Below are 19,670 nucleotides of genomic sequence, written 5' to 3'. Positions count from 1 at the left end.
CGATCAACGCTCAGCCTGCCCGGGCGCAACAAGGTGCTCTGGCCCGGCGCGATCGACGCCTTGGCCGATGATCAGGCACGCGAACGCCGCGAGGGCGAGTGCCGTTCGGACGAGGTGCAGGTTGACCCACCGTTGTCGGCTCTCGTGCCAGTCGGCGGGCAACCGGTCGGGATCCCAGCTGTTCGCGATCTGGTTGAGAGGTTCCATGCCTGCCAGGGTGAGGCAGACCGCGAGGATCACCAGGATCAGGGCGGCCGAGCTGACGCCGAAGACGAGCCATCCGCGCCGCCACGACAGGACCGACACGACGAACATCGCCGCGATGCCGGCCAGAAGGAGCGGTGGCATGCCACGGCCGTAGTCGACGTTGAGCGCCTGCCAGTACCTGACGTACGCGGGCCCCGGCATCCGGGTCACGGACGGGGCGATCACCACGAAGAAGACACCGCCTGCGTACAGGCCGACCAGTAACAGCGCGACCATCCTGGACGCGGTGAGAACCAGGGACACGGTGCGTCCTTCCCCCGGCGAGGATTCAATTAGAATTGCACTTTTTCATTAGAAGAGTCTCTAGTCAATGAAATCATGGCTACCGATGACTGAGCAGAAGAAGCGACGCGCCTACTCCAGCGCCCTGCGCCAGGAGCACGCGCAGGCCACGCGGCGGAAGATCGCGACGGCGGCGCGGGAACTGATGATCGGCAAGGGCTACGCCGACACCACGATGGCCGAAGTGGCGCGTGAAGCCGGCGTGGCCGTACAGACGCTGTACACGTCCTGCCCCGGCGGCAAACCCGCACTGGCCAAGCTCGTCTACGACATCACGCTGGCCGGGGACGCCCGGCCCCTGCCGCAGAGCGCCCGCCCCGAGGTCCAGGCGATCATCGACGAGCCGGACCCTGTACGCAAGCTGGCCCGGTACGCCGCCATGGCCACCGCGGTCCTCCGGCGCGTCCAGCCCGTGCATCGGGTCCTGCGCGCGGCGGCCGCCGCCTCTCCGGCCGACACGGGGCTCCAGGACGTCCTGGCCGGCATCGAACGCGAAAGGCTGATGGGAAGCCGCGGACCGGCCGAACATCTGCACGCTCTTGGCGCGTTGCGCCCGGGCCTTCCCGCGGCCAGAGCGGCCGAGCGGATCTATGTCCTCACCTCGACGGAGAACTTCGAGAAGCTGACCGAGGTGTGCGCATGGAGTGAAGCCGAGTACGAGGAGTGGCTCGCCGCCATGCTCGCGGCGGCCCTCCTCGAACACCCGCATGGTTGAACGGATCGGTTGGCCGGAACATTTGTACAAGCCGCCGGTGCGCACCCGCGGCGACAGTAGGCCCATGATTATGTCCCTGGGGTTCGACGACCCCGCTGTTTCCACGCCGCCGATCTGCGGTTTCCGCACCGGTGGGCTGACGTGAGCAGCGTGGCACGGCGCCGGCGGCGCCTCCTGATCGCCTCGGCCGTCCTCTTCGTCGTCGTAGGACTGCTTCTCGTGAACGCGGTGGTGGTGACGCGGGAGGGCATCGAGGCCAGCGGGAATCCGACCCTGCCCCTCGACGGCGGGAACATCTACGTGCGCCAGGACGGCCCCCCCGATGCCCCCGCACTCGTACTGATCCACGGGGTCGCCGCGTCGACCCGCTCGTGGGACGCGCTCGTTCCGCTGCTGACCAAGTCCCATCGCGTCATCCGGATCGACCTGCTCGGGCACGGCCGGTCAGCCAAACCGGCCGGCGGCGGCTACGGGATGCCGGAGCAGGGACGCCGGGTCGGTGAGGCAATGGACCGGCTCGGGGTCAAGCACGCCTCAGTGGTCGGCCATTCCACCGGTGGCGCGGTCGCCACCGCTCTCGCCGAGCAACGCCCCGACCTGGTGACCTCGCTCGTGCTCATCGACACCGCGCCCCGTTTGGCCGCCGCCATCTCAAGCGGCGGCGTCGGCGAGCTCCTGTACGAGCCCGTCATCGGGCAACTGCTGTGGCGGCTTCGGACCGACAGCCTGATCCGCAACGCCGCGAGCACCGCGTTCAGCCGCCCCGGCTACCAGGTCCCGCAGGCGGTCGTGGACGACGTGCGCGGTATGACCTACCACGCCTTCATCGCGACAACGCAGACCGGCGACGACTACGTGAATCAGCGCGCGCTCCCCGATCGGCTGATCCCCCTCGGCAAGCCGCTGCTGGTGATCTTCGGTGAGGAGGACCGGAGATGGCGATCCTCCTCCGCCGCCGAATACCGCGCCGTTCCGGGCGCGAAAGTCGAGTTGCTGCCCGGCATCGGGCACTCGCCCATCATGGAGGATCCGCCGCGGACCGCCGCGCTTCTTCTGGCCTTCACCGCGAGCCACACCGCCCAGGCGCACTGAACGAGACGATGCGCCCATGGCGGGACCCGGTGCCGCCGGCACAGCGGGACCGGGCTGCGGTGCGGGTGGATCTGGCCGATGTGCTCAAGCCGTACGTGTACGCCGACGACAACAGACTTCGTCGAGGCTAGGAGATCGCGATGCCACACGCCGGTTCAGGTATTCACTGGGAGGAACACGGCCAGGGCCCTCTGACACTTGTCATGTTGCCGGGATTCGGCGCCTCGGCTGACCTCATGAACGGAATCGCGCGACACCTGAGCGGGTTCCGCGTCCTGATCTTCGACCTGCCCGGTCATGGCCGGTCCGTACGCGCGCCGGCGGACGGGAGGCTGCCCACGCTGGCCGAGACGCTGCACGAAGCGATCAACGAAGCGATCAACGACGCGGGCGGCGGCGCTTACTGCCTGGTCGGCTATTCCCTTGGCGGTGCGATCGCGGTGCGTATCGCGCTTGACCACCCGGACGAGGTGCGCGCGCTGGTCGGTGTCGTTCCGTGGAACGCCGCGGGGACGACTGCCGGGGACGAGGTGATCGCCGGTTTCGATGCCGCGTACGGCGATGCCGAAGCCCTCACGCAAGGCGTGGCGGCGATCTCCGTGGACCCGTCGAAGACGTCGAGTCTGACAAGCAGCATGCTGACCGTCACCGAACAGATGTGGCACGGCTGGCTGGCCGGCGGCGCGCTGACAAGCCAGGCCGGCGAGCTGTCCGAGATACGCGTACCGACCTGCTACATCCTCGGCGGGAAGGACGTCGTCGTGGATCAAGCCAAGCAGCTCGACGACGTGCGGCGCATCCCCGGAGGCCGTGCGGTCCTGCTGAGCGAGCTTGGCCACCTGTGTGGTCTCGAGATGCCCGACGTCGTCGCGAAGGAGATCTCGAACTTCCTGGAGACGGAGGTATGCGCTGATCGCCCAGGACTGCTCTAGTGCGGGCCGGGCCGCCAGGCGACGGTGAGCAGGTGGCCGCTCACTCCCAGCAGTGACGGGACGGACTCCATCGAGCGCTGGGCATCGAGAGCATGATCCCGTCCTTCGCGGCCGCGTGCGCCGTCTCCCGCTGCCGCTCCTCGGTGTACGAGCCCATGTAGACCGTGTCGTGCACGGCTGCGAATCGGTTGATGGTCGCGGCGGCCACCAGCCCGCCGGGCCGTACGGCACGCCGAGCCTCGGCCAGCGCCCGAACCCGGTCGGCGCGCTCGGCCAAGTGGTAGAGCGGGCCCAGCAGCAGGACCGCGTCCCGCTCGCGTCCGGCACCGGAAGCTCCCGTGCGTCGCCCAGCCGCGCCGTCATCCCGGCCAGCTCTGCGGCCCGCTCCACGTGCAGCGGGACCGGATCCAGCAGCTCGACCTCGTAGCCGTCGGCGACCAGCCACTCGGCGTGCACCCCGGTGCCGCCACCCACGTCCAGCACCCGGGCCGGAGCGGGCCGCAGCAACCGGCGCAGCACATCTTGTGTCCGCCAGAACTCCAACCGGTCACGCCCTGCGCGAAGCCGACCGTGCTCCCTGTCCTGTCCGTAGTAGGCGAGCAGCTCCCGTGTGATCGTGAGCCGCGCACCGCGGGCGAACGAGTTACTCCCCAACCGTTCCACGGCCCGTTCGACCTGCCAGGTCTCCTTGCCGCATCACTGGCCGTACTGCCTTCGAGCCCCCGGCTGATCTCGCCTCCAGGCCGCCACCAGGTCGTCGTCGGTCATGGCGCCTCCTTGACGATCCCCGTCGTGACAGCGCGGTTTCGATCCGACAGAGCCCGGAAACACTACGCAAAGTGATTCATCACTACTCATAGTTATCAAAGGAGGCTTGTCATGATCAAGTCACTTATCCTGATTCCGGCACTCGCCGCGGTAGCGGCCGTCTTCTCCGGTACCGCCGGCGCGACCGCACACGACCCGTCGCCCTACCAGTTCGTCGAGATGACCGGTGCCCAGGAGGTTCCCGGTCCCGGCGATCCGGACGGCGTGGGGATCTTCGCCTGGAGGGTGAGCGGACGGTCGCTCTGCTACGTCATCACCGCCCACAACATCCAGCCCGCGACCGCGGCGCACATCCATGAAGGAAGGGTGGGTGTGGCGGGTCCGATCGTGGTGACGTTGCAGGCGCCCACCCGGGGCTTCGCGAGCGACTGCATTCGCGCCGTGAAGCACCAGACGGCCGACAACGCCGCCACCACGCTGACCCGCGACGAACTGCATGCCATCCTCCAGAACCCGAGCCAGTTCTACACCAACGTCCACAACGCGGAGTTCCCGGATGGCGCCATCCGTGGCCAGCTCACCGAAGCCGTCTGACGAATCCTGGCCCTGCGGTGTCCGCGGAGAGATCCTTCGGTCACCCGCCCAACGCGGCCGGCCGTACGGGCACCGGCCAGCGCTTGCTCGATGACGTCAAGTGACCGCTTCACGGACTTCGTGCCCGTGAAGCGGCACCATCCGTGCGCCGTTCGGGCGCCGGTGGCGATCAACTGGTTTCGACATGTCGATGAGCATCAGCGCCATGCCTCGGAGCGGCTGGTCTATGGTGGCCGGCCATGAGGACCCTCATCGTCGGCGGCAGTGGCTTTCTGGGCCGCGAACTCGTTCGACAGTGTCTGCTCGCCGGGCACGAGGTGGCTGCCACCTATCTGACCCGGCCTGGGGAGACCGCCGGTCTTGAGTGGCTGCCGCTCGACGTGCGCCGGCGAGAGGACGTCGATGTGCTGATCGGCGCATTCCGGCCAGAGGTGGTCATCAACGCTGCTTTTCGGCAGACGGATTGGACGACCACGGCGACCGGCGCGGCGCACGTGGCTCTGGCTGTGTCCAGGGAAGGTGGACGCCTCGTCCACGTCTCGAGCGACGCGGTCTTCTCGGGTGCCGCGATTCGCTACGACGAGACGTGCGTCCCTGACCCGATCAGCCCGTACGGCGCGGCCAAAGCCGCCGCCGAGACAGCGGTGAACGCGATCGTGCCTGCTGCGGTGACAGCCCGGACGTCCTTGATCATCGGCGACGGCGACTCCTCGCACGAGGTCCTGGTGCATGCACTTGCCACCGGTAGGTCGAAAGGAGCGCTGTTCACCGATGACGTGCGGTGTCCCGTGCACAAGGCTGATCTCGCTGCGGCGCTTCTGGAACTTGCCGCCTCCGAGCACCGGGGTGTCCACCATGTCGCCGGAGCCGATGCCGTCAGCCGATACGAGCTCGGGCTGCTCATCGCTCGCCGCGATGGCCTCGACGCGGACCGGTTGCCTACAGGCCGGCGGGCGGACACCGGCTTGCCCGGTCCGACAGACGTGCGCTTGGACTGTGCCATGACTCAGCGGCGGCTTCGGACCACGTTGCGCGGCGCGCGGCAATTTCTCGGCGACGGCCGGCGATGATCGCGACCCCAGTCTGAAAAGCAGGGCAGCCGGCCTGCGGGATCGCCAGGTTGCCGGAGTGCTGGATTTGATCGAGCTGCAATTTCCAGATCAGAGCAGGCTGCGGGTCACCGGGGGCGGTGGCCCTTCCTCTTACGGCTCGCCGGTACGGCCCGGCGGCCGGAGCCGTTCTGGGCGGGTTTCGGTGCCTGCCGCCGTGCCGGTTTCTCCGCAGGAGGGGCGGGGGTACGGCCGCGCGAGCTGTTCACTGTCCGGCCGCGGACGATGCCGATGAACTCTTCCACCAGGTCAGTGGTCGCGTCCGTGGGCCAGGCCAGCGCGACCTGGGACTGCGGCGCGTCCAGCACCGGCCGGTAGGTGAGATCCCTGCGGTGGTGGAGGCGTGCCAGCGACTGCGGCACCAGGAGAAGCCCGGTGCCGGCCGCCACCAGGGTGACCGCGTCCGCCGTCGTGTCCGGGCGGGTGAACGCGGGCAGCCCGGGCCGGACCGTCCACTCGATGGTGTCATCCAGAGGATGGAACACCTCGTCGTCGGTCAGGTCGGCGATGGCCACCTCATCGACGGCGGCCACCGCGTGGTCCTTGGGCACCACGACCACCGTGGTCTCCACGTAGAGCGGAATCACGCTGAGCCCGTCACGGTCGACCGGCAGCCTGACGAATCCGGCGTCGGCGCCGCCGTCCCGCAGGAGTCCCACCGCCTCGGCGACGGGGACCGCGACCAGGGTGATCGGCACACCGGGCATCCTCTCGGTCCAGGTGTTGACCCATTTCGCGGGTGTCACCCCGGGCACGTACGCCAGCCGGAACGCCCTGCCGCTCTCCCCATCAGTCACTTCCTCAGGGTACCGACGTCAGGGGAACCCCTTCCGACTGACTACTCTTGACGCCATGACCTCGCCCAAACGGAAGACCATCCAGACGATGAAGCCGGAGACGGCGGCCAAGAAGCTGGGTGTCCTCTTCTCGGCCACTCCCGCCGATTTCCAGGCGGGTGTCGTCTCCAGGGACGAGCTGAACGAGTTGCAGTCGACGCCACCCGCCTGGCTCGCTGACCTGCGCCGCAACGGCCCGCACCCCAAGCAGGTCGTCGCCGCGAAGCTCGGGGTCTCCATTTCCGGCCTGACCAGAGGCGGGATCACCGGGCCGCTCACCACCGCTGAGATCGACGCGCTGAAGGAAGAGAACCCGGCGTGGCTGGAGCGCGAGCGGTCCATCCAGGCCGAGACCCGCAAAGAAGCACTCCGCCTCAAGCAACGCTAGACAGCTGAGATCCTGCACGTCTCCGACCCGAGACGAGCCCGGACATCCTTGATCATCGGCGACGGTGACTCCCCGCGCGGGGCCCTGGTGCGTTCACGTGCCACCGGCCGGGCGAGAGGAGCGCTGTTCGCCGATGACGTGCGGTGTCCCGTGCGGAAGGCTGACCTTGCCGGGGCGCTTCCGCTGGAGCCGATGCCGTCAGCCGATACGCTGTGACGCGCCTGCCGGCGAACCCCTGTACACCGGATGGATCTGGTGCCGGTAGACGGTCCCGGTCGCCGACCACACCGGGTGGCCGAGCGGGCGATGCGACCCGGCCTGCGCTGAAGCGGGCGACGCGACCCGCCTGCGCTGAAGGCGGTCATTGGGATGCCAGGAGCGTCCTGGCGACGCTCTGTTCCATCTGGGCGCCGCTCGCGCCACGGCACCGGCCTTGGCTGTTGCCGGTGTCGGCCGGAGGCGGGCTGCCGGGGTTCAGTCCGGGCAGAAGGGTGGTATCCGGTCCTCCGGTTCCGGCTCTCCGGTCGGAACTTCCGTCTCAGAAGACCCAGAAGGCGTCAGCCGTACCAGAACGCGACAGGCACGGGTCGGTTCTGTCGTAGCCGTTGCTCACACTCGTCTCCACAACCGTCCATCAGGGAGGAACCCATGGCGAGGGGATCCAGGCGAGGCAGGGGCAAGGGCAGGCGACGCGGCATCGGCGATCTGTGGATCTTAGGACTGATCGCCGCGGTCGTGGTGGTCGCGCTGGTGGTCCAGTTCGCCCGTGCCCACCCGGGTTGGGCAGTGGCGCTGGCCGGCCTGCTGTCGGTGCTCTTCGGCGGCGGCCTCGTGCTCCGCTACCGGATCATCCAGGCGGCACGCGTGCGGTTCCTGGCGGCGAACGCCGAGTTGGAGAAGGTCGACCGGATGACCGGCACCCAGTTCGAGCACCTGGTCGCCGAACGGATGATCACCGACGGGTTCCGCCAGGTCCGTGAGCGGGGCCGCAGCGGTGACGGCGGGGTGGACATCACCGCCGTGGCCCCGGGGCATGGGCGCTACGCCGTCCAGTGCAAGCGCTACAGCAAGACCGTCGGCGCGCCGGAGGTTCGCAACTTCCTCGGGGCGCTGGCCAACACCTTCGCCGGACACACCGGCGTCCTGATCACTTCCGGTCGGCTCAGCCGGCAGGCCCGCCAGGAGGCGCTGGCGGCCAGGCAGCCGCTGATCCTGGTCGAGCGCGACCGGCTGGCGGACTGGTTACTGGGGACGATCTCGCTGCTGCCGGTACGGCCCGCGGGGCGGCTGGTCGAGGGGGACGAACTCGTGGGCTGAGGGTCGCCGCCGATCCGCTGCCGATCCGCTCCCGACCCCTGCCGACCGGCTGCCGATCCGCTCGCGACTCCTCGCGACCGGCGGCCGATCCGCTCAGGATGCCGAGCTTGCTGCTCAGCCGTGGTCGAAGCGGACCGGTTCGCCTGCCCCAGCGGGTGCGGGGTGCTCGCGAGCTAGAAACGCCAGAAGGCCCACTGGGGCCTCCCTGGAATCGAACCAGGAGAGAAGGAAGCCCACGAATGGCCGCACCCGCCGGAGCGCAAGGAAGGCGGGAGAGCTAGATCCAGACCGGCGCCCGTGCGGGCCGCCCGGTTCCAATGAGGTGAGAAGGAAGCTCTCCCATGGCCTTGCGATCGCCACGGTATCAGGCCGGGATGAGCTCGTGCAGCGTGGCGGGCGTGTAGACCCGCGCCCCGGCCGGGAGGTCGGCGGGCGCCTCCAGCCCGATGTACGTGGTGTGCCCGCCCTGGGAGGCCTTGGCCCGCAGCAAGCCGGCCAGGTAGCCGACCCGGAGCTGGTCGCGCTCCACGATCGAGCGCACGAGCAGCGACGCGGTGACCCGGTTGCCCTCGACCTGGTTGAACGCCGGGTGGCCGGACATGGACAGGTGCAGCCACTTCACCCGCCACGCGCCGTCGTCGCCGCGCAGGAAGGCCAGGGGCAGCGCGATACGGCCGGAACCGCGCAGGTCGGACTTCATCCGCACGGTACGCGGCTCGAACGGCCTGCCTTCCTGCGCGGCGTCCCTGGTCATGTAGCCGAAGAACGCCTCGGCCGCCTCGTCGAACCGCTCGCCCGCGTAGATGTTGACCTGGGGGATGATGATCGGCTGGGTGGCGTCGGACAGGCGGATGTCGATGAACTCCGAGGCGCCGTCGGTGGCGTCGGTGAGATCGCCCGAGTAGGTCGCGTAGCCGTTGGCGTAGGCCGTCCACGAGATGTGCGTCGGGTTGTCGTAGGTGGCGTCGAGCATGAGCGCGGACAGGTCGTAGTCGGTACGCCGTTCGGCCTGGCGCCAGTGCACGAAGAACCGGAGCAGCTCGCCGTCCACGGGTGACAGCGAACCGCGCGGCAGCATGCCGAGCCCGGGGCTGACGGCCTTGCCCGACAGGGGCAGCGCCACGTCGAGCACGGCCGGGTCGACGATCAGCTCGCCGGGGTCGGGCAGGCGGCTGGAGATCTCCTCGTCCAGGTGGGCGAGCAGCTGACCGAGGACCTCCTCGTCGAGCGGGGGGCGGACGTCGGGGGTCGTCCAGGCCCTGCCGTACCGGTTGGTGAAGACCCGGTCCGCGGGGGCGAGCCGGTTCTGCAGGTGCTCGCGCAGGGAGAGCAGCACGCGGCCGGAGGCGCGTGCGGCCGACCGCCGCGCTGCCTCCAGGACGGCGGAGCCGCCGCTCACGCGCAGCAGGTGGTCGAGGCGGCGCAGCAGCGCGCCGGGCGTGTTCTCCAGCAGCGAGAGGGCCTCCTCGGTACGGCCCGCGGCCAGCGCGGCCTCGACCCGGCTGTCGAAGCCCGCCGCCTTGCGCGCACCCCTGGCCACCTCGAAGACCTGGGCCGCCCGGGGGAACTGCGGGTACTCGTGGGGGTGCAGCCGCTCGCCGAGCCGCTTCCACTGCTCCCGGTGGCGCTGCACGTCCCCGTGCTTGGCCGGCGGGACGGTGTCCAGGGCGGCCAGCAGGATGCGGCGTTCGGCACGGCGGAAGGAGCGCAGGCGGGTGGGGGTGGTCAGGGTGACGTCGCCGCCGGAGCAGGCGCAGGCCAGCCGGAGCACGTCTGTCACGGTGTCGACGAGCAGCGGCTGCCCGGCCGCCAGCCGTACCTCGTTGATGACGGCCCGGTTCTCGCGTACCGGGACGCGCTCGGGCCGCTCGTCGGCGCAGAAGGCGGCCAGCTCGCGCAGGGCGGCCAGGTCCTCGGCGGCGAGCGGGACCTCGGAGCCGGCCAGCGAGAGGTAGAGCTCCCGCGCTTCGTCGCGCAGGCTGCCGCCCAGCTCCAGCACGGTCACCCGGTCGCGGGCCAGGGGGACCAGCTCGGCGTGCGCGGCCAGCAGGTCGGCGTAGGTGTGCTGGTAGCCGCCGTATCGCGGCAGGTCGAGCAGGTTGAGGACGTCCGGCCGCAGCCGGGTGGCGGCGACCGGGTCGAGCATGGCCTCGCGCAGCAGCCCGGCCCAGAACTCCAGGGTGTCCGGGACGTTCCTGGGGAAGTCGATGAAGTAGGCGTTGTGCTCGACGTGGTCGCCGACCAGGCGGCGGACCGCGGCGAGGACACGCACGCCCAGGTCGATCACCTGCTCGCCGGGCAGCCCCGCCAGGCGGTCGAGCAACGCCGGCGAGCAGGTGAAGCCGACGCTGAGCAGCGCCGCGTCGAGCTGCCGGGCGGCCGCCTCTCCCCAGCCGGGCGTGCCGTCCCCCGCGGCGCCGACGGGAACACGCAGGCGCCGGGCAATGATGAGATCTTCCACGGAGGAACGATAGAGGGTGGACATGTGGGGATCGCCACCGAAATAGCGACGCCTGCGGCCTCCACGGGCCGTCAGGTGCCTGGGGCGCGGTACTGCACCTCCTGCCTCGTCGCCTCGTCGATCTCCTCGGGTGTCAGCAGGACGACCGTCCTGGTCCGGGCCGCGCCGGACGCCGACACCGCGAGGCCCACGGCGGCCATGCTCACGTTGTCCGGCATGTCGGCGATGGCGTACAGGTCCATCTCGCCGAAGGCGAAGTACATCTGCTCGATCCGGCCGCCGACGCTCTCGGCCATGCGTTCGGCCGCCTCGCGGCGTGCGGTGCCGCCCTCCTGGAGCACGCCCTTGATGCCGTCCGCGGTGTAGTTCAGCTGGATGAGGTACTTGGGCATGGGTCGACCCCTTTCCGTGCCACCGCTCCCGTGGGAACGGCCGTGCCTGCGGTCACCTGGACGGGGTTCTCGGCTTCGGGTGACGCTAATCCCAGGCGGCGGTGTGGTTTGCGCCTGCACGATGGGGGCCGCCCGGCCCGGCGGTCCGGCGGGGGCGGACCCGGCGTGACTTCGCAAGTTCTTGGAGTACCAAGACCGAAGGTAGACGTGAAGACCTCTCGCAAAGCATTCTGACGTGCGAAAGTGGTCGCACTGTGATTGCTCCCCCAGCGTTCCCTCTCGACCTGGTCGCCATGCCGAACGGCGATGTCCTCGTGCTGCCCGCCGTGTGGCCGGTACGGCTGACGCCCGAGCAGCAGCATCAGCTCGCCGAGATCCTCTCGACCCACAACCGGCATGAGGGCGAACCGGAGTCCTGACATCCCGGGCGAGCCGATCGCCGCGGGCGCCCGCCGCGCTCAGCTTCTGTTCGCAAGGCCTTCCCCGGACGTCGGTGCCGTCCGGCGGGAGGGGCGGGCGGTGGCGCCCGCGACGCACGGGTCGCTCGGTCAGGAGCGCCGGGACCGGGTCACCGGGCGGGCAGGACGTTCAGGCGCTTCAGCAGGTCGCGGGCCAGCGGGATGCGCTTGCCCGTGTCGCCGTCCTGGACCACGTCGATGTTGAGCGCGAAGGTGTACAGGCGGCCGCCGCGCTCGACCCAGCCCACCCACCAGCCGACGCTCGGCGTGACGTCGAAGGCCCAGCCGGTCTTGCCGTACAGGGTGTAGCCGTCCTCCTGCTCGATCTTGAGCATGTCGGCGACCAGACGCTGGTTCTTCACCGACGCGGGCAACTGCTGACGGGCGAACCTGGACAGGAAACGCGTCTGCTCGACCGCCGAGATCTCCAGCGGCCCTTCCAGCCAGAACGTGTCCACCACGCCGCCGACCTCGCGGTTGCCGTAGCCGAGCCGGTGGAGCCACTGCTGTTCCCGCTTCAGCCCGATACGGCGGGCGATCGTCTGGAAGACGGGCACGTTGGAGGCCCTGATCGCGTCGCCGAGGTTCATGTCCTTCTCCCACTCGGGGAAGCGCTGCGGCTTACCGCCGTACGGGATGACCTCCTTGTCGTCCTTGACGGCGCCGGTCTCCAGCGCGACGAGGGCGTGCGGGATCTTGAAGGTGGACGCGGGGATCAGGCGGCGTTCGGCCCTGGCCCGGTCGACGACCGTGACGCGGCCGCTCGAGACGTCGAGGAGGGCGAAGGCGCCGCGGACGCCTGCCTGGTCGAACAGCGCTCGCAGGTCATCGCGCACGATCGGCCCCGGCTGGACGGTGACCTGGACGGGGGCGGTGGAAAGGGTGGCGTGGGCGGTTCCGCCGAGCAGCGCGGAGACCGCCACGAGGGCGGCGCCGACCATCATCTGGGGACGTTTCATGCCGGAGATCAGATCAGCACCGCGAACGACATGTCCAATAGTGATATCGCCCCAGATCGATGGAGATTCCGATATCGCGCCTGGCAGACGCCATGAGAGGGCCCGACCTTCGCTGGAAGGCCGGGCCCGAGGGTCGTCATCTTCTTGCTGGAAACTTCCGAAAAACAGCGACAGCTTTCTGCAGGAAGCCGTCAGGCCGGATCATGACGCGGCAGCTGACGATCCGTCACGCGGGCGCGTTGCGGGGCGTGCGGTGCTTCAGCGTGATCCGGTTCGAGCGTCGCGCCGGTTCGAGCGTGATCGTGCGGGCCGTTGCCGGAACATGGCGTAGGTCGTGCGTGATCATGATGGTCGTGCGTCCCTCCATCAGCCGCGCCAGAGGCTCCATGATCCGCGCCGCGGTGGCCTCGTCGAGGCCGGTCATCGGCTCGTCCAGCACCAGCACGGGCGCGTCGCGCAGGATGGCCCTGGCGATCGCGATGCGCTGGCGCTGCCCGCCCGACATCAGCCGTCCCCGCTGCCCGATCGGTGTGTCGTACCGCTGGGGCAGGGCGTTGACGAAGTCGTGCACCCCGGCGAGCACGGCCGCCTCCACGACCTCGTCGAGCGTCGCGTCCGGCCTGCCGTACGCGATGTTGTCCCGTACGGTCCCCGAGAACAGCAGGCTCTCCTGGTGGAGCAGCGTGATGTTGTCGCGGAGAGAGGCCATGGTGACGTCGCGGATGTCGGTGCCGTCGAGCAGGACGCTTCCCGCCAGCGGGTCGTAGAAGCGCAGCAGCAGCTTGGCCAGCGTCGACTTGCCCGCGCCGCTCGGCCCCGTCACCACCACCAGTTCGCCGGGCGACACGGTGAACGACACGTTCTGGAGCGTCGGCCGGCGGCGCTGCGGATAGGTGAAGGAGACATGGGCGAACTCGATGTACCCCCGGCTGCGCGTGGCCAGCGGTACGGCGGAGGCCTTGTCGGCGACCGCGGGACGGGCCTTCAGCACCTCCATGACCCTGTCGGAGCCGGCCGCCGCCTCCGAGACCGTCAGCGCGATCTCGCCGAGCTGCTGCACGGACGGATACAGGTAGGCCAGGTAGGCGGCGAACGCCAGCAGGCCACCGATGGTGAGGCGTCCCGAGGCGATCTCCCAGGCGCCGAAGCCGATGATGACGATCAGGCAGAGCGTCTCCAGCACCTGGACGGCAGGGCCGTACGCGCCGGACAGCCACGCCTGCGTCATGTTCGCCCTCAGCCAGGTGCGCCCCTCCCTGTGCAGGTGGCGCGACTCCGACTCCTGGCGGTTGTACGCCTGGACGAGTGACTGGTTGGACAGGCTCTCCTCGATGACGCTGTTCATCGCCCCGTTGCTGAGCCGCTCGCGGGCCGCCGCCGTTCTGAACCTGCCGGCGAACAGCTTGGACACCAGCAGGAACGCGGGGACGAGCGCCATCGTCACCAGGGCCAGGTCCCACCGGATGTAGAAGGCGGCACCCGCGAAGAACACCACGCTGGCGACGGTGGTCAACACCTTGACAAGCCCTGACCCGACCAGTTCCTCGATGGCCGCCACGTCGTCGGTGAGCCTGGCCATCAGGTCGCCCAGCTTGCGGTTGTCGAAGAAGTCGGGTGTGAGGGTCTCCAGGTGCGCGAAGATCCTGTCCCTCAGCTTGAGCAGGAAACGTTCGGCGCCGAGCGCCGTGACATAGGTGGCGCCGAAGGAGAACAGGCCCGCGATCACGGCTATGCCCAGCCAGACCGCCGCGGGGCTCCAGAACGCGGCGAGGTTGCCGGAGCTGAGCACCTCGTCGGTGATGTAGCCGAACAGCGCGATCCCCGCCACTTCACACAGCGCGGCCAGGAGGGCGAGGACGCCGCCGACGGCGAACAGCTTCCGGAGGCCACGGGTGTCGGGCCAGAACTCCTTGAACGTCCTGCGGATGGTGACAGCCGGGGCGAGGGGGGAGCTGTCACGAGCATTAAATGAGAGCCGACGGATTATCCATCGGCTCTCACGAGAACTAACTACCACCATCCCCACCAGCGCCGGCGCCAGCCCCAGCCGCCGCCGCAACCGCACCGGCGACGCCAGCAGCCTCCGCCCCAGCCCCAGCCGTTCTGAGAGGTCGGGTAGATCCGTGTGAGAGTCATCGTTCCTCCCCGTGAAGTGGCTCTCGTTTCAATTCAGAACACTAGCACCCAAATCGGGATGAATCATCAATTATCGCGCATATTGAACATCTCTTTGCGGCAGGATCTCAGGGAGATCGGCTGGCCTATTTATGTAAATGCACGTTAAACCCTTCACAGGTTTGCGATACCTGGCCGGACCTGGGCAAACGCGACGTCAAGCTGATGCTGTACGGATGTCAGCGCGCGAAAGTTGCGACCTTGTTTCGTTGTACGGGCAAGGAAGTTCGTGCAACAAATCGGGCGCTAAATTCCAGCTGAGGATGCGGATGTTTCGGCATAAAGATGGTGATTTGACGGCGTGTCGCCAGGGTTATGCCTGCCGGGTCGTCTGCTCGCGGCCCCTCGGTGGGGGCCGGGAGAGTTCCGGCGGATCCCGTACGGCGAGGCGGAGGACCGCGCGCAAGCCACCCGGATCCTCGCGCCGGGCCCCACGAGGGCATGGAGTGACGGCGGGGAGAGCGGGGGAGCCGGAGGGCCGTCGGTCGGGAGGTGGTGCGGGGCCGGGAGGAGCGCTGAACCGTGTGCAGCCGGGAGACGCGTGGCGGCCAGGAGTGGTGCGGGGCCGGGAGGAGCGCTGAACCGTGTGCAGCCGGGAGACGCGTGGCGGCCAGGAGTGGTGCGGGGGCCGGGAGCAGCGCTGGACAGGCGAAGGTGTGCAGCTGGGAGACGTGCGTCGGCCGGACGTGTGCGCAGGCGCGTCGCGGGCCATGTGTGCCATGGCGGAAGCGCGGAACAGGGCGGAAAGCCGGGGTTGGCGGAGGGGACGGGGAGGTCGGTGGACCGCCGGGGTCATGGGGTCCGGCGACGCAGGACCGACGCCGGCGCGGGGAGTGGGGCGGGGTGTGAGGGAGGACGACGGCCGCGGGGGAGTGCGGTGGGGCGAGGGGAGGGGAGCTGCGGGGGTGCGGTGGGGCGCGGAACCGGAGGCTGCGGGGGAGTGGGGTGGGGCGAGGGGTCAGGGGGTTGCTGGGGAGTGGGCGGGTTGCGGGACGGAGGCGCAGGGGGTCTGGCGGTAGCGGTGAGGCGCAGGTCGGCCGGCGGGCCGCGGCCTGCGCCTCCGGTGGTCACACCCCCGCGCGGGCGCGGCTGCTGCCGGCCATCGACCGGTCGAACGTCGTCGCCTCCGGGGTCTCCTCCATGTCCTTGTGCGTCTCCTCCATGCGCAGGGCCACTCCGAGCGCGAAGCACGTCGGCGCCCACTCGCCGATGAAGATCCCCCACCGGTCGGCCCTGTCGATGTTCTCGGCGGTCCTGGAGGCCATCCAGGAGATGATGGACGCGCCGATGGCGGCGAACCCCGCGGCGTACATGTGGCTGGACCTGAGGCCCATGGCGTGCAACTTCTTGATCATCTAAGATCCCCCCTTGTCGTGGGGAATCTGCCCTTCCCATCGGACGGAAACCCGACGTGGGACACAAAGAATTGGCATCCGGCGCCTGCCATGCCCGCAGGGGATGGCCGCTCCACCGTCCGACCCGCGGTCCGCCTGGCCCGCTGTCTGTCCGACCCACGGTCCGTCTGGCCTGCTGCCTGCTCGACCCGCGGTCTGTCTGTCCGACCTGTAGTCCGTCTGATCCGCTGTCTGTCCGTCACCCGTAGTCCGACGCCTGTAGTCGACGCCTGTACTCCGTCACCCGTAGTCCGACGCCTGTAGTCGACGCCTGTACTCCGTCACCCGTAGTTCGACGCCCGTAGTCCGACGCCCGTACTCCGTCACCCGTACTCCGTCTGGCCCGCTCGCCGTCCGAGCCGCCGGCCGTCCCGCAGGAGGAGACCCTGTGACCGCTGATCGCCACCGCCCCGGCTACGTCCGCCGCCGTCTGGGCCGGGCGCTGCTCGGCTACGCCGTCGCCCTGCTCGTGGCCGCCGTGGTGGTGGCCGTCTGGTGGCTGACCCGGTGAGCGCGGCGCCGGCTCGCACCCGAGTCAGGCATTGGCCGTCTACCGCAGGTGGGTCGCCCTGCTGGCCGCGGTGACCATCCTGTCGATCTGCAAGCCGTGGGGGAGGACGCGCTGGGGACGCCGTGTGGCCGCCCGGATCCGCCCGGACGCCAGGACGGTCGTGTCCGCGATGACCGCCACCGGTCTCCCGATCGGCGCTCCAGAGGACGGCGACGTGCTCGACGTCGCCGGTCCGGACGCCTGGTCGCCGATGGCGGTCGGCGGGTTGCTGAGGTCCTGACGTCCGGGTCGACGGCCCGCTCCTACACGCCGTTCACGCCGTTGAGCAGGCTGGTGCCTTCCAGCAGCTTGCCGAGCAGGTCGGTGATCTGGTCGGTGTTGCCTCGGCTCGGCACCTCCCAGGCCGCCGCGGCGGCCGGGCCCGTTGCCATGCCCAGCGCCAGGACGACGCCGGCGGTCGTGATCGCGAAGCGCTTCATGTTGTGTTCCCCCTTGAAGATCCTTGCCCGGCACGCTATCGATTCCGGTGGCAATGGCCCGTCAAGCACGGGGCTGTGTTCGTCAACGGGATCACGGCCGCGCGGGACGGCTCGCGGTGCAGGGGACGGCCGGCGCCACGGCCGACGAGGTGGCCCTTTTGCCGCCTCTTGGGGCGTCTCCTGGCACCGTGAAGTATGGACTCCTCGGGGGAGCGCTGGTCCGCACTCCGTGACCAGGCCGCCCGCCTGGCCTTTCCCGACTGGGTGCCCGGACCCGACGACTGGACCTCCCTGTACACCAGCTTCGAGGAGGGCGGCGCCCCGCTGACGGAGGTGGCCGTCTACCGGGGCCACGACCGCATCCACTTCATCCGCTACACCGGCAACGAGCTGATCGCCTTCTGGACCAGGCTGGTCGACCGGATCGCCGAGTGACACCCGCCGCTGAACCGCGAAATTGTCGGTCAGGTACGAAAGACTGATGCCATCATGGTGATCTCCCCTTCGCTTCCCTTCACTCCCGTGCGCTCGCCCTCGGGCGACATCGTGGTGTTCTACACCGGCACGGAGCCGCGCATGACGCGTGAGCAGGCGCTGGCGCTCGCCGACCGGCTGCGTGAGCTGGCCACCGAGACCCCGCCCACCGGCATGGCCGCCGGGATCCTCTGCGGAGCCGACCGGCCGTGACCCCGGCCGCCTCCAGGACCCCGGCCGCCTCCAGGACCCCGGCCGCCTCCAGGACCCCGGCGGCTTCCAAGACCCCAGCCGCCTCCAGGACCGCGTCCGCCGGCCCGGATGAAGGCATGCGCCTGTACGTCGAGCTGGCGCTGACCGCCGCCGAGCGGGAGCGGGTCCGCGCGCTGGCCGGCGACGTGCCGGTGTGGTTCGCCCGGCCCAAGGAGCACACCGCCCGCGACGCCGAGGCGTTCGCCGGGGCGCGGGTCGCGGTCGGCAACTGCCCGCCCGAATGGCTGCCGGCGGCGCGCCACCTGCGGTGGCTCCAGCTGTCGTCCATGGGCGTCGACCGGTACGTGGGCCTCGACTGGGCCACGCTCGGGCGGCGGATCACCGTCACGAACGTGTCGGGTGCGTTCGCCGACCCCGTCGCCCAGACCTGTCTGGCGGGCATCCTCGCGCTGTACCGGGGGGTCGACGAGCTGGTCCGGCTGGGGGAGCGGCGGACCTGGTCGGACCGGCCGCTCCGGCCGGGGCTGCGGCTGCTGACCGGGGCCTCGGTGGTCGTCCTCGGGGCCGGTACGATCGCGCGGCGGCTGGCCGAGCTGCTGGCCCCTTTCGGCTGCCGCGTCACGCTCTACTCCCGCAGGATGACCCCGGACGAGCTCGACGCCCTGCTGCCGGGGACCGACGTGCTGGTGGGGCTGCTGCCCGGCACGCCTGAGACGGCCGGCCTGCTCGACGCGACCCGGCTGGCGCTGCTGCCGCCCGGCGCGATCTTCGTCAACGCCGGGCGCGGCTCCCTGGTCGACGAGGCGGCGCTGGTGGCGGCGCTGCGCGAGGGACGGCTCGGCGGCGCGGTCCTCGACGTGACGGCCACGGAGCCGCTGCCGCCCGGGCACCCGTTGTGGAGCTGTCCGAACACGCTGCTCACCCAGCACACGGCGGGCGGCTCCGACCGGGAGTCGGAGCAGATCCTCGAGATCTTCGAGGACAACTGGCGCAGGTTCGTCGCGGGCCGGCCGCTGCGCAATGTCGTGCAGTGGTCGCGCGGGTTCTGAGCACCGGCCGGGCGGCAGGATCGCCCGTGCTCTCCCGCCAGGCGGCGGCCGAGAGTTTTACCTTTCCCGCAGGCAGGGCGCTGACCTGGGGTTTCGCGCGCTGCGTGCTGTGAGCGTGATCACATGTCACCGATTTGTGACCAGTCGCCCCCTTGCTGGGGCGGTTGGGCCGTTTGTACGGTCCCTTCATTGCCACTTAACAACTTGTTCAGTGCAGAGAATCGAGACGTTCGATGGCAGCTGAGCCCTTGGGCGACCGGATCCGTGCCTACCGTCTTATGCGCCAGATGACCGTCAGGGGTCTGGCGGCACAGGCACAGGCCAGCGCCAGCTTCATCAGCCAGTTGGAGCGCGGCCAGACCAGTGCCAGCGTCGGGATGCTGCGGCGGGTCGCCGTCGCGCTCGGCATCACGGTGGCCGATCTGTTCAGCGAGGACGCGGTGGACGGCCACCGCATCGTCAGGCGGTCCGAGCGCCCCGAACTGCACGCGGGGCGCGGATCGCGCAAGTACCTGATCTCGCAGCGACCACTCCAGAACCTGGAGGTGTACAGCGGCGAGTTCGACCCGGGCGCGTCCACCGGCGAGGAGCAGTACACCCACGGCGACTCGCAGGAGATCCTGCTCGTCCTGCGCGGCACCGTCACCGTCCATCTGGGGGACAGGGAACTGTCCCCGATGGGTCCCGGCGACAGCGTCGAGTACCGCACCTCCATCCCCCACCGCGTCGTCAACGACGGCGACGAGGAGGCCGAGGTCCTCTGGATCATCGGCCCCCCCACCCCCGACTGAACCCCACACGAACC

Annotated in this window: 23 protein-coding genes and 1 pseudogene; 14 read left to right on the top strand and 10 right to left on the bottom strand. The window is 69.8% G+C overall.

The window, feature by feature from the left end; all coding sequences use genetic code 11:
- Nucleotides 1-3: 3 nt before the first annotated feature.
- On the bottom strand, nucleotides 4-510 hold the full coding sequence (locus ACWENQ_RS13925) for an anthrone oxygenase family protein (protein ID WP_452414389.1): 507 nt from the start codon (nucleotides 508-510) through the stop codon (nucleotides 4-6).
- A gap of 85 nt (nucleotides 511-595) precedes the next feature.
- On the opposite strand from ACWENQ_RS13925, the gene ACWENQ_RS13920 reads away from it, so the two are divergent.
- The 3 genes from ACWENQ_RS13920 to ACWENQ_RS13910 all read left to right on the top strand — a co-directional run bounded on the left by ACWENQ_RS13920 (nucleotide 596) and on the right by ACWENQ_RS13910 (nucleotide 3,288).
- Nucleotides 596-1,264 (top strand): TetR/AcrR family transcriptional regulator, encoded by a 669-nt coding sequence (locus tag ACWENQ_RS13920; RefSeq protein WP_449928015.1) that lies wholly within the window; start codon nucleotides 596-598, stop codon nucleotides 1,262-1,264.
- Nucleotides 1,265-1,405: 141 nt separating this feature from the next.
- A complete protein-coding gene (locus ACWENQ_RS13915) occupies nucleotides 1,406-2,356 on the top strand; it encodes an alpha/beta fold hydrolase (RefSeq protein WP_452414387.1) in 951 nt (316 codons plus the stop codon).
- 140 nt (nucleotides 2,357-2,496) lie between these two features.
- On the top strand, nucleotides 2,497-3,288 hold the full coding sequence (locus tag ACWENQ_RS13910; protein ID WP_452414386.1) for an alpha/beta fold hydrolase: 792 nt from the start codon (nucleotides 2,497-2,499) through the stop codon (nucleotides 3,286-3,288).
- Nucleotides 3,289-3,328: 40 nt separating this feature from the next.
- On the opposite strand, the gene ACWENQ_RS13905 is transcribed toward ACWENQ_RS13910, so the two are convergent.
- Entirely contained in the window at nucleotides 3,329-3,565 is a 237-nt protein-coding gene (locus ACWENQ_RS13905; RefSeq protein ID WP_452414384.1) for a hypothetical protein, read from the bottom strand.
- A 26-nt stretch (nucleotides 3,566-3,591) separates the two neighbouring features.
- Nucleotides 3,592-3,807: pseudogene (locus ACWENQ_RS13900) on the bottom strand (class I SAM-dependent methyltransferase); the annotation flags it as partial.
- A 360-nt stretch (nucleotides 3,808-4,167) separates the two neighbouring features.
- Here ACWENQ_RS13900 and ACWENQ_RS13895 point away from each other — a divergent pair.
- Together ACWENQ_RS13895 and ACWENQ_RS13890 are read left to right on the top strand one after the other, a co-directional pair.
- Nucleotides 4,168-4,650, top strand: a complete 483-nt coding sequence (locus ACWENQ_RS13895; protein ID WP_354904914.1) for a CHRD domain-containing protein — start codon at nucleotides 4,168-4,170, stop codon at nucleotides 4,648-4,650.
- Between the two features lie 239 nt (nucleotides 4,651-4,889).
- The gene (locus tag ACWENQ_RS13890; RefSeq protein ID WP_452414382.1) at nucleotides 4,890-5,720 is read left to right on the top strand and encodes an SDR family oxidoreductase; all 831 of its coding nucleotides are present in this window, start codon (nucleotides 4,890-4,892) and stop codon (nucleotides 5,718-5,720) included.
- Between the two features lie 107 nt (nucleotides 5,721-5,827).
- On the opposite strand, the gene ACWENQ_RS13885 is transcribed toward ACWENQ_RS13890, so the two are convergent.
- Nucleotides 5,828-6,556: a LysR family substrate-binding domain-containing protein gene (locus tag ACWENQ_RS13885; RefSeq protein WP_452414381.1), complete on the bottom strand. Its 729-nt coding sequence runs from the start codon at nucleotides 6,554-6,556 to the stop codon at nucleotides 5,828-5,830.
- A gap of 55 nt (nucleotides 6,557-6,611) precedes the next feature.
- Between ACWENQ_RS13885 and ACWENQ_RS13880 the strand changes: the two genes are divergently transcribed.
- Both ACWENQ_RS13880 and ACWENQ_RS13875 read left to right on the top strand, forming a co-directional pair.
- Complete coding sequence (locus ACWENQ_RS13880) at nucleotides 6,612-6,983, top strand: DUF5997 family protein (RefSeq protein WP_354904903.1); 372 nt, start codon at nucleotides 6,612-6,614, stop codon at nucleotides 6,981-6,983.
- Between the two features lie 648 nt (nucleotides 6,984-7,631).
- The gene (locus tag ACWENQ_RS13875; protein ID WP_452414380.1) at nucleotides 7,632-8,300 is read left to right on the top strand and encodes a restriction endonuclease; all 669 of its coding nucleotides are present in this window, start codon (nucleotides 7,632-7,634) and stop codon (nucleotides 8,298-8,300) included.
- Between the two features lie 364 nt (nucleotides 8,301-8,664).
- Here ACWENQ_RS13875 and ACWENQ_RS13870 read toward each other — a convergent pair whose 3' ends face one another.
- Nucleotides 8,665-10,761 carry a hypothetical protein gene (locus ACWENQ_RS13870; RefSeq protein ID WP_452414378.1) on the bottom strand — a complete coding sequence of 699 codons (2,097 nt, stop codon included), beginning with the start codon at nucleotides 10,759-10,761 and terminating at the stop codon, nucleotides 8,665-8,667.
- A 71-nt stretch (nucleotides 10,762-10,832) separates the two neighbouring features.
- The gene (locus ACWENQ_RS13865) at nucleotides 10,833-11,153 is read right to left on the bottom strand and encodes a GYD domain-containing protein (RefSeq protein ID WP_449924895.1); all 321 of its coding nucleotides are present in this window, start codon (nucleotides 11,151-11,153) and stop codon (nucleotides 10,833-10,835) included.
- A gap of 254 nt (nucleotides 11,154-11,407) precedes the next feature.
- Between ACWENQ_RS13865 and ACWENQ_RS13860 the strand changes: the two genes are divergently transcribed.
- Entirely contained in the window at nucleotides 11,408-11,572 is a 165-nt protein-coding gene (locus ACWENQ_RS13860; protein WP_449924892.1) for a hypothetical protein, read from the top strand.
- Nucleotides 11,573-11,721: 149 nt separating this feature from the next.
- Here the strand turns inward: ACWENQ_RS13860 and blaOXA are convergent, their stop codons facing one another.
- From blaOXA to ACWENQ_RS13845, 3 genes are all read right to left on the bottom strand, one after another.
- The gene (blaOXA, locus tag ACWENQ_RS13855) at nucleotides 11,722-12,570 is read right to left on the bottom strand and encodes a class D beta-lactamase (RefSeq protein WP_452414376.1); all 849 of its coding nucleotides are present in this window, start codon (nucleotides 12,568-12,570) and stop codon (nucleotides 11,722-11,724) included.
- Nucleotides 12,571-12,796: 226 nt separating this feature from the next.
- Nucleotides 12,797-14,635 carry an ABC transporter ATP-binding protein gene (locus tag ACWENQ_RS13850; RefSeq protein ID WP_452414374.1) on the bottom strand — a complete coding sequence of 613 codons (1,839 nt, stop codon included), beginning with the start codon at nucleotides 14,633-14,635 and terminating at the stop codon, nucleotides 12,797-12,799.
- Nucleotides 14,636-15,812: 1,177 nt separating this feature from the next.
- A complete protein-coding gene (locus ACWENQ_RS13845) occupies nucleotides 15,813-16,100 on the bottom strand; it encodes a hypothetical protein (RefSeq protein ID WP_449924886.1) in 288 nt (95 codons plus the stop codon).
- Nucleotides 16,101-16,527: 427 nt separating this feature from the next.
- Between ACWENQ_RS13845 and ACWENQ_RS13840 the strand changes: the two genes are divergently transcribed.
- Both ACWENQ_RS13840 and ACWENQ_RS13835 read left to right on the top strand, forming a co-directional pair.
- Nucleotides 16,528-16,650, top strand: a complete 123-nt coding sequence (locus tag ACWENQ_RS13840; RefSeq protein WP_354904885.1) for a hypothetical protein — start codon at nucleotides 16,528-16,530, stop codon at nucleotides 16,648-16,650.
- Between the two features lie 31 nt (nucleotides 16,651-16,681).
- A complete protein-coding gene (locus ACWENQ_RS13835; protein ID WP_452414372.1) occupies nucleotides 16,682-16,930 on the top strand; it encodes a hypothetical protein in 249 nt (82 codons plus the stop codon).
- Nucleotides 16,931-16,952: 22 nt separating this feature from the next.
- Here ACWENQ_RS13835 and ACWENQ_RS13830 read toward each other — a convergent pair whose 3' ends face one another.
- Nucleotides 16,953-17,129 (bottom strand): hypothetical protein, encoded by a 177-nt coding sequence (locus ACWENQ_RS13830; protein WP_354904881.1) that lies wholly within the window; start codon nucleotides 17,127-17,129, stop codon nucleotides 16,953-16,955.
- 195 nt (nucleotides 17,130-17,324) lie between these two features.
- On the opposite strand from ACWENQ_RS13830, the gene ACWENQ_RS13825 reads away from it, so the two are divergent.
- The 4 genes from ACWENQ_RS13825 to ACWENQ_RS13810 all read left to right on the top strand — a co-directional run bounded on the left by ACWENQ_RS13825 (nucleotide 17,325) and on the right by ACWENQ_RS13810 (nucleotide 19,656).
- Nucleotides 17,325-17,564: a hypothetical protein gene (locus tag ACWENQ_RS13825; protein ID WP_449924880.1), complete on the top strand. Its 240-nt coding sequence runs from the start codon at nucleotides 17,325-17,327 to the stop codon at nucleotides 17,562-17,564.
- A 54-nt stretch (nucleotides 17,565-17,618) separates the two neighbouring features.
- Nucleotides 17,619-17,816, top strand: coding sequence for a hypothetical protein (locus ACWENQ_RS13820; protein ID WP_354904877.1), 198 nt, complete (start codon nucleotides 17,619-17,621; stop codon nucleotides 17,814-17,816).
- A gap of 116 nt (nucleotides 17,817-17,932) precedes the next feature.
- Nucleotides 17,933-18,865: a D-2-hydroxyacid dehydrogenase gene (locus ACWENQ_RS13815; protein WP_452414371.1), complete on the top strand. Its 933-nt coding sequence runs from the start codon at nucleotides 17,933-17,935 to the stop codon at nucleotides 18,863-18,865.
- A 233-nt stretch (nucleotides 18,866-19,098) separates the two neighbouring features.
- Nucleotides 19,099-19,656: a helix-turn-helix domain-containing protein gene (locus tag ACWENQ_RS13810; RefSeq protein ID WP_452414369.1), complete on the top strand. Its 558-nt coding sequence runs from the start codon at nucleotides 19,099-19,101 to the stop codon at nucleotides 19,654-19,656.
- Nucleotides 19,657-19,670: the final 14 nt, after the last annotated feature.

Source organism: Nonomuraea sp. NPDC004354, from assembly GCF_053602555.1.
The sequence above is the reverse complement of the archived record's forward strand: the minus strand, read 5'-3'. Positions and strand labels throughout refer to the sequence as shown.

Excerpts from the sequence above, each read along its gene's own strand:
- ACWENQ_RS13920 (WP_449928015.1), top strand. The coding sequence starts at position 596 with ATGACTGAGCAGAAGAAGCGACGCGCCTACTCCAGCGCCCTGCGCCAG.
- ACWENQ_RS13910 (WP_452414386.1), top strand. The coding sequence starts at position 2,497 with ATGCCACACGCCGGTTCAGGTATTCACTGGGAGGAACACGGCCAGGGC.
- ACWENQ_RS13895 (WP_354904914.1), top strand. The coding sequence starts at position 4,168 with ATGATCAAGTCACTTATCCTGATTCCGGCACTCGCCGCGGTAGCGGCC.
- ACWENQ_RS13890 (WP_452414382.1), top strand. The coding sequence starts at position 4,890 with ATGAGGACCCTCATCGTCGGCGGCAGTGGCTTTCTGGGCCGCGAACTC.
- ACWENQ_RS13880 (WP_354904903.1), top strand. The coding sequence starts at position 6,612 with ATGACCTCGCCCAAACGGAAGACCATCCAGACGATGAAGCCGGAGACG.
- ACWENQ_RS13875 (WP_452414380.1), top strand. The coding sequence starts at position 7,632 with ATGGCGAGGGGATCCAGGCGAGGCAGGGGCAAGGGCAGGCGACGCGGC.
- ACWENQ_RS13865 (WP_449924895.1), bottom strand. The coding sequence starts at position 11,153 with ATGCCCAAGTACCTCATCCAGCTGAACTACACCGCGGACGGCATCAAG.
- blaOXA (WP_452414376.1), bottom strand. The coding sequence starts at position 12,570 with ATGAAACGTCCCCAGATGATGGTCGGCGCCGCCCTCGTGGCGGTCTCC.
- ACWENQ_RS13845 (WP_449924886.1), bottom strand. The coding sequence starts at position 16,100 with ATGATCAAGAAGTTGCACGCCATGGGCCTCAGGTCCAGCCACATGTAC.
- ACWENQ_RS13830 (WP_354904881.1), bottom strand. The coding sequence starts at position 17,129 with ATGAAGCGCTTCGCGATCACGACCGCCGGCGTCGTCCTGGCGCTGGGC.
- ACWENQ_RS13825 (WP_449924880.1), top strand. The coding sequence starts at position 17,325 with ATGGACTCCTCGGGGGAGCGCTGGTCCGCACTCCGTGACCAGGCCGCC.
- ACWENQ_RS13820 (WP_354904877.1), top strand. The coding sequence starts at position 17,619 with ATGGTGATCTCCCCTTCGCTTCCCTTCACTCCCGTGCGCTCGCCCTCG.
- ACWENQ_RS13815 (WP_452414371.1), top strand. The coding sequence starts at position 17,933 with ATGCGCCTGTACGTCGAGCTGGCGCTGACCGCCGCCGAGCGGGAGCGG.
- ACWENQ_RS13810 (WP_452414369.1), top strand. The coding sequence starts at position 19,099 with ATGGCAGCTGAGCCCTTGGGCGACCGGATCCGTGCCTACCGTCTTATG.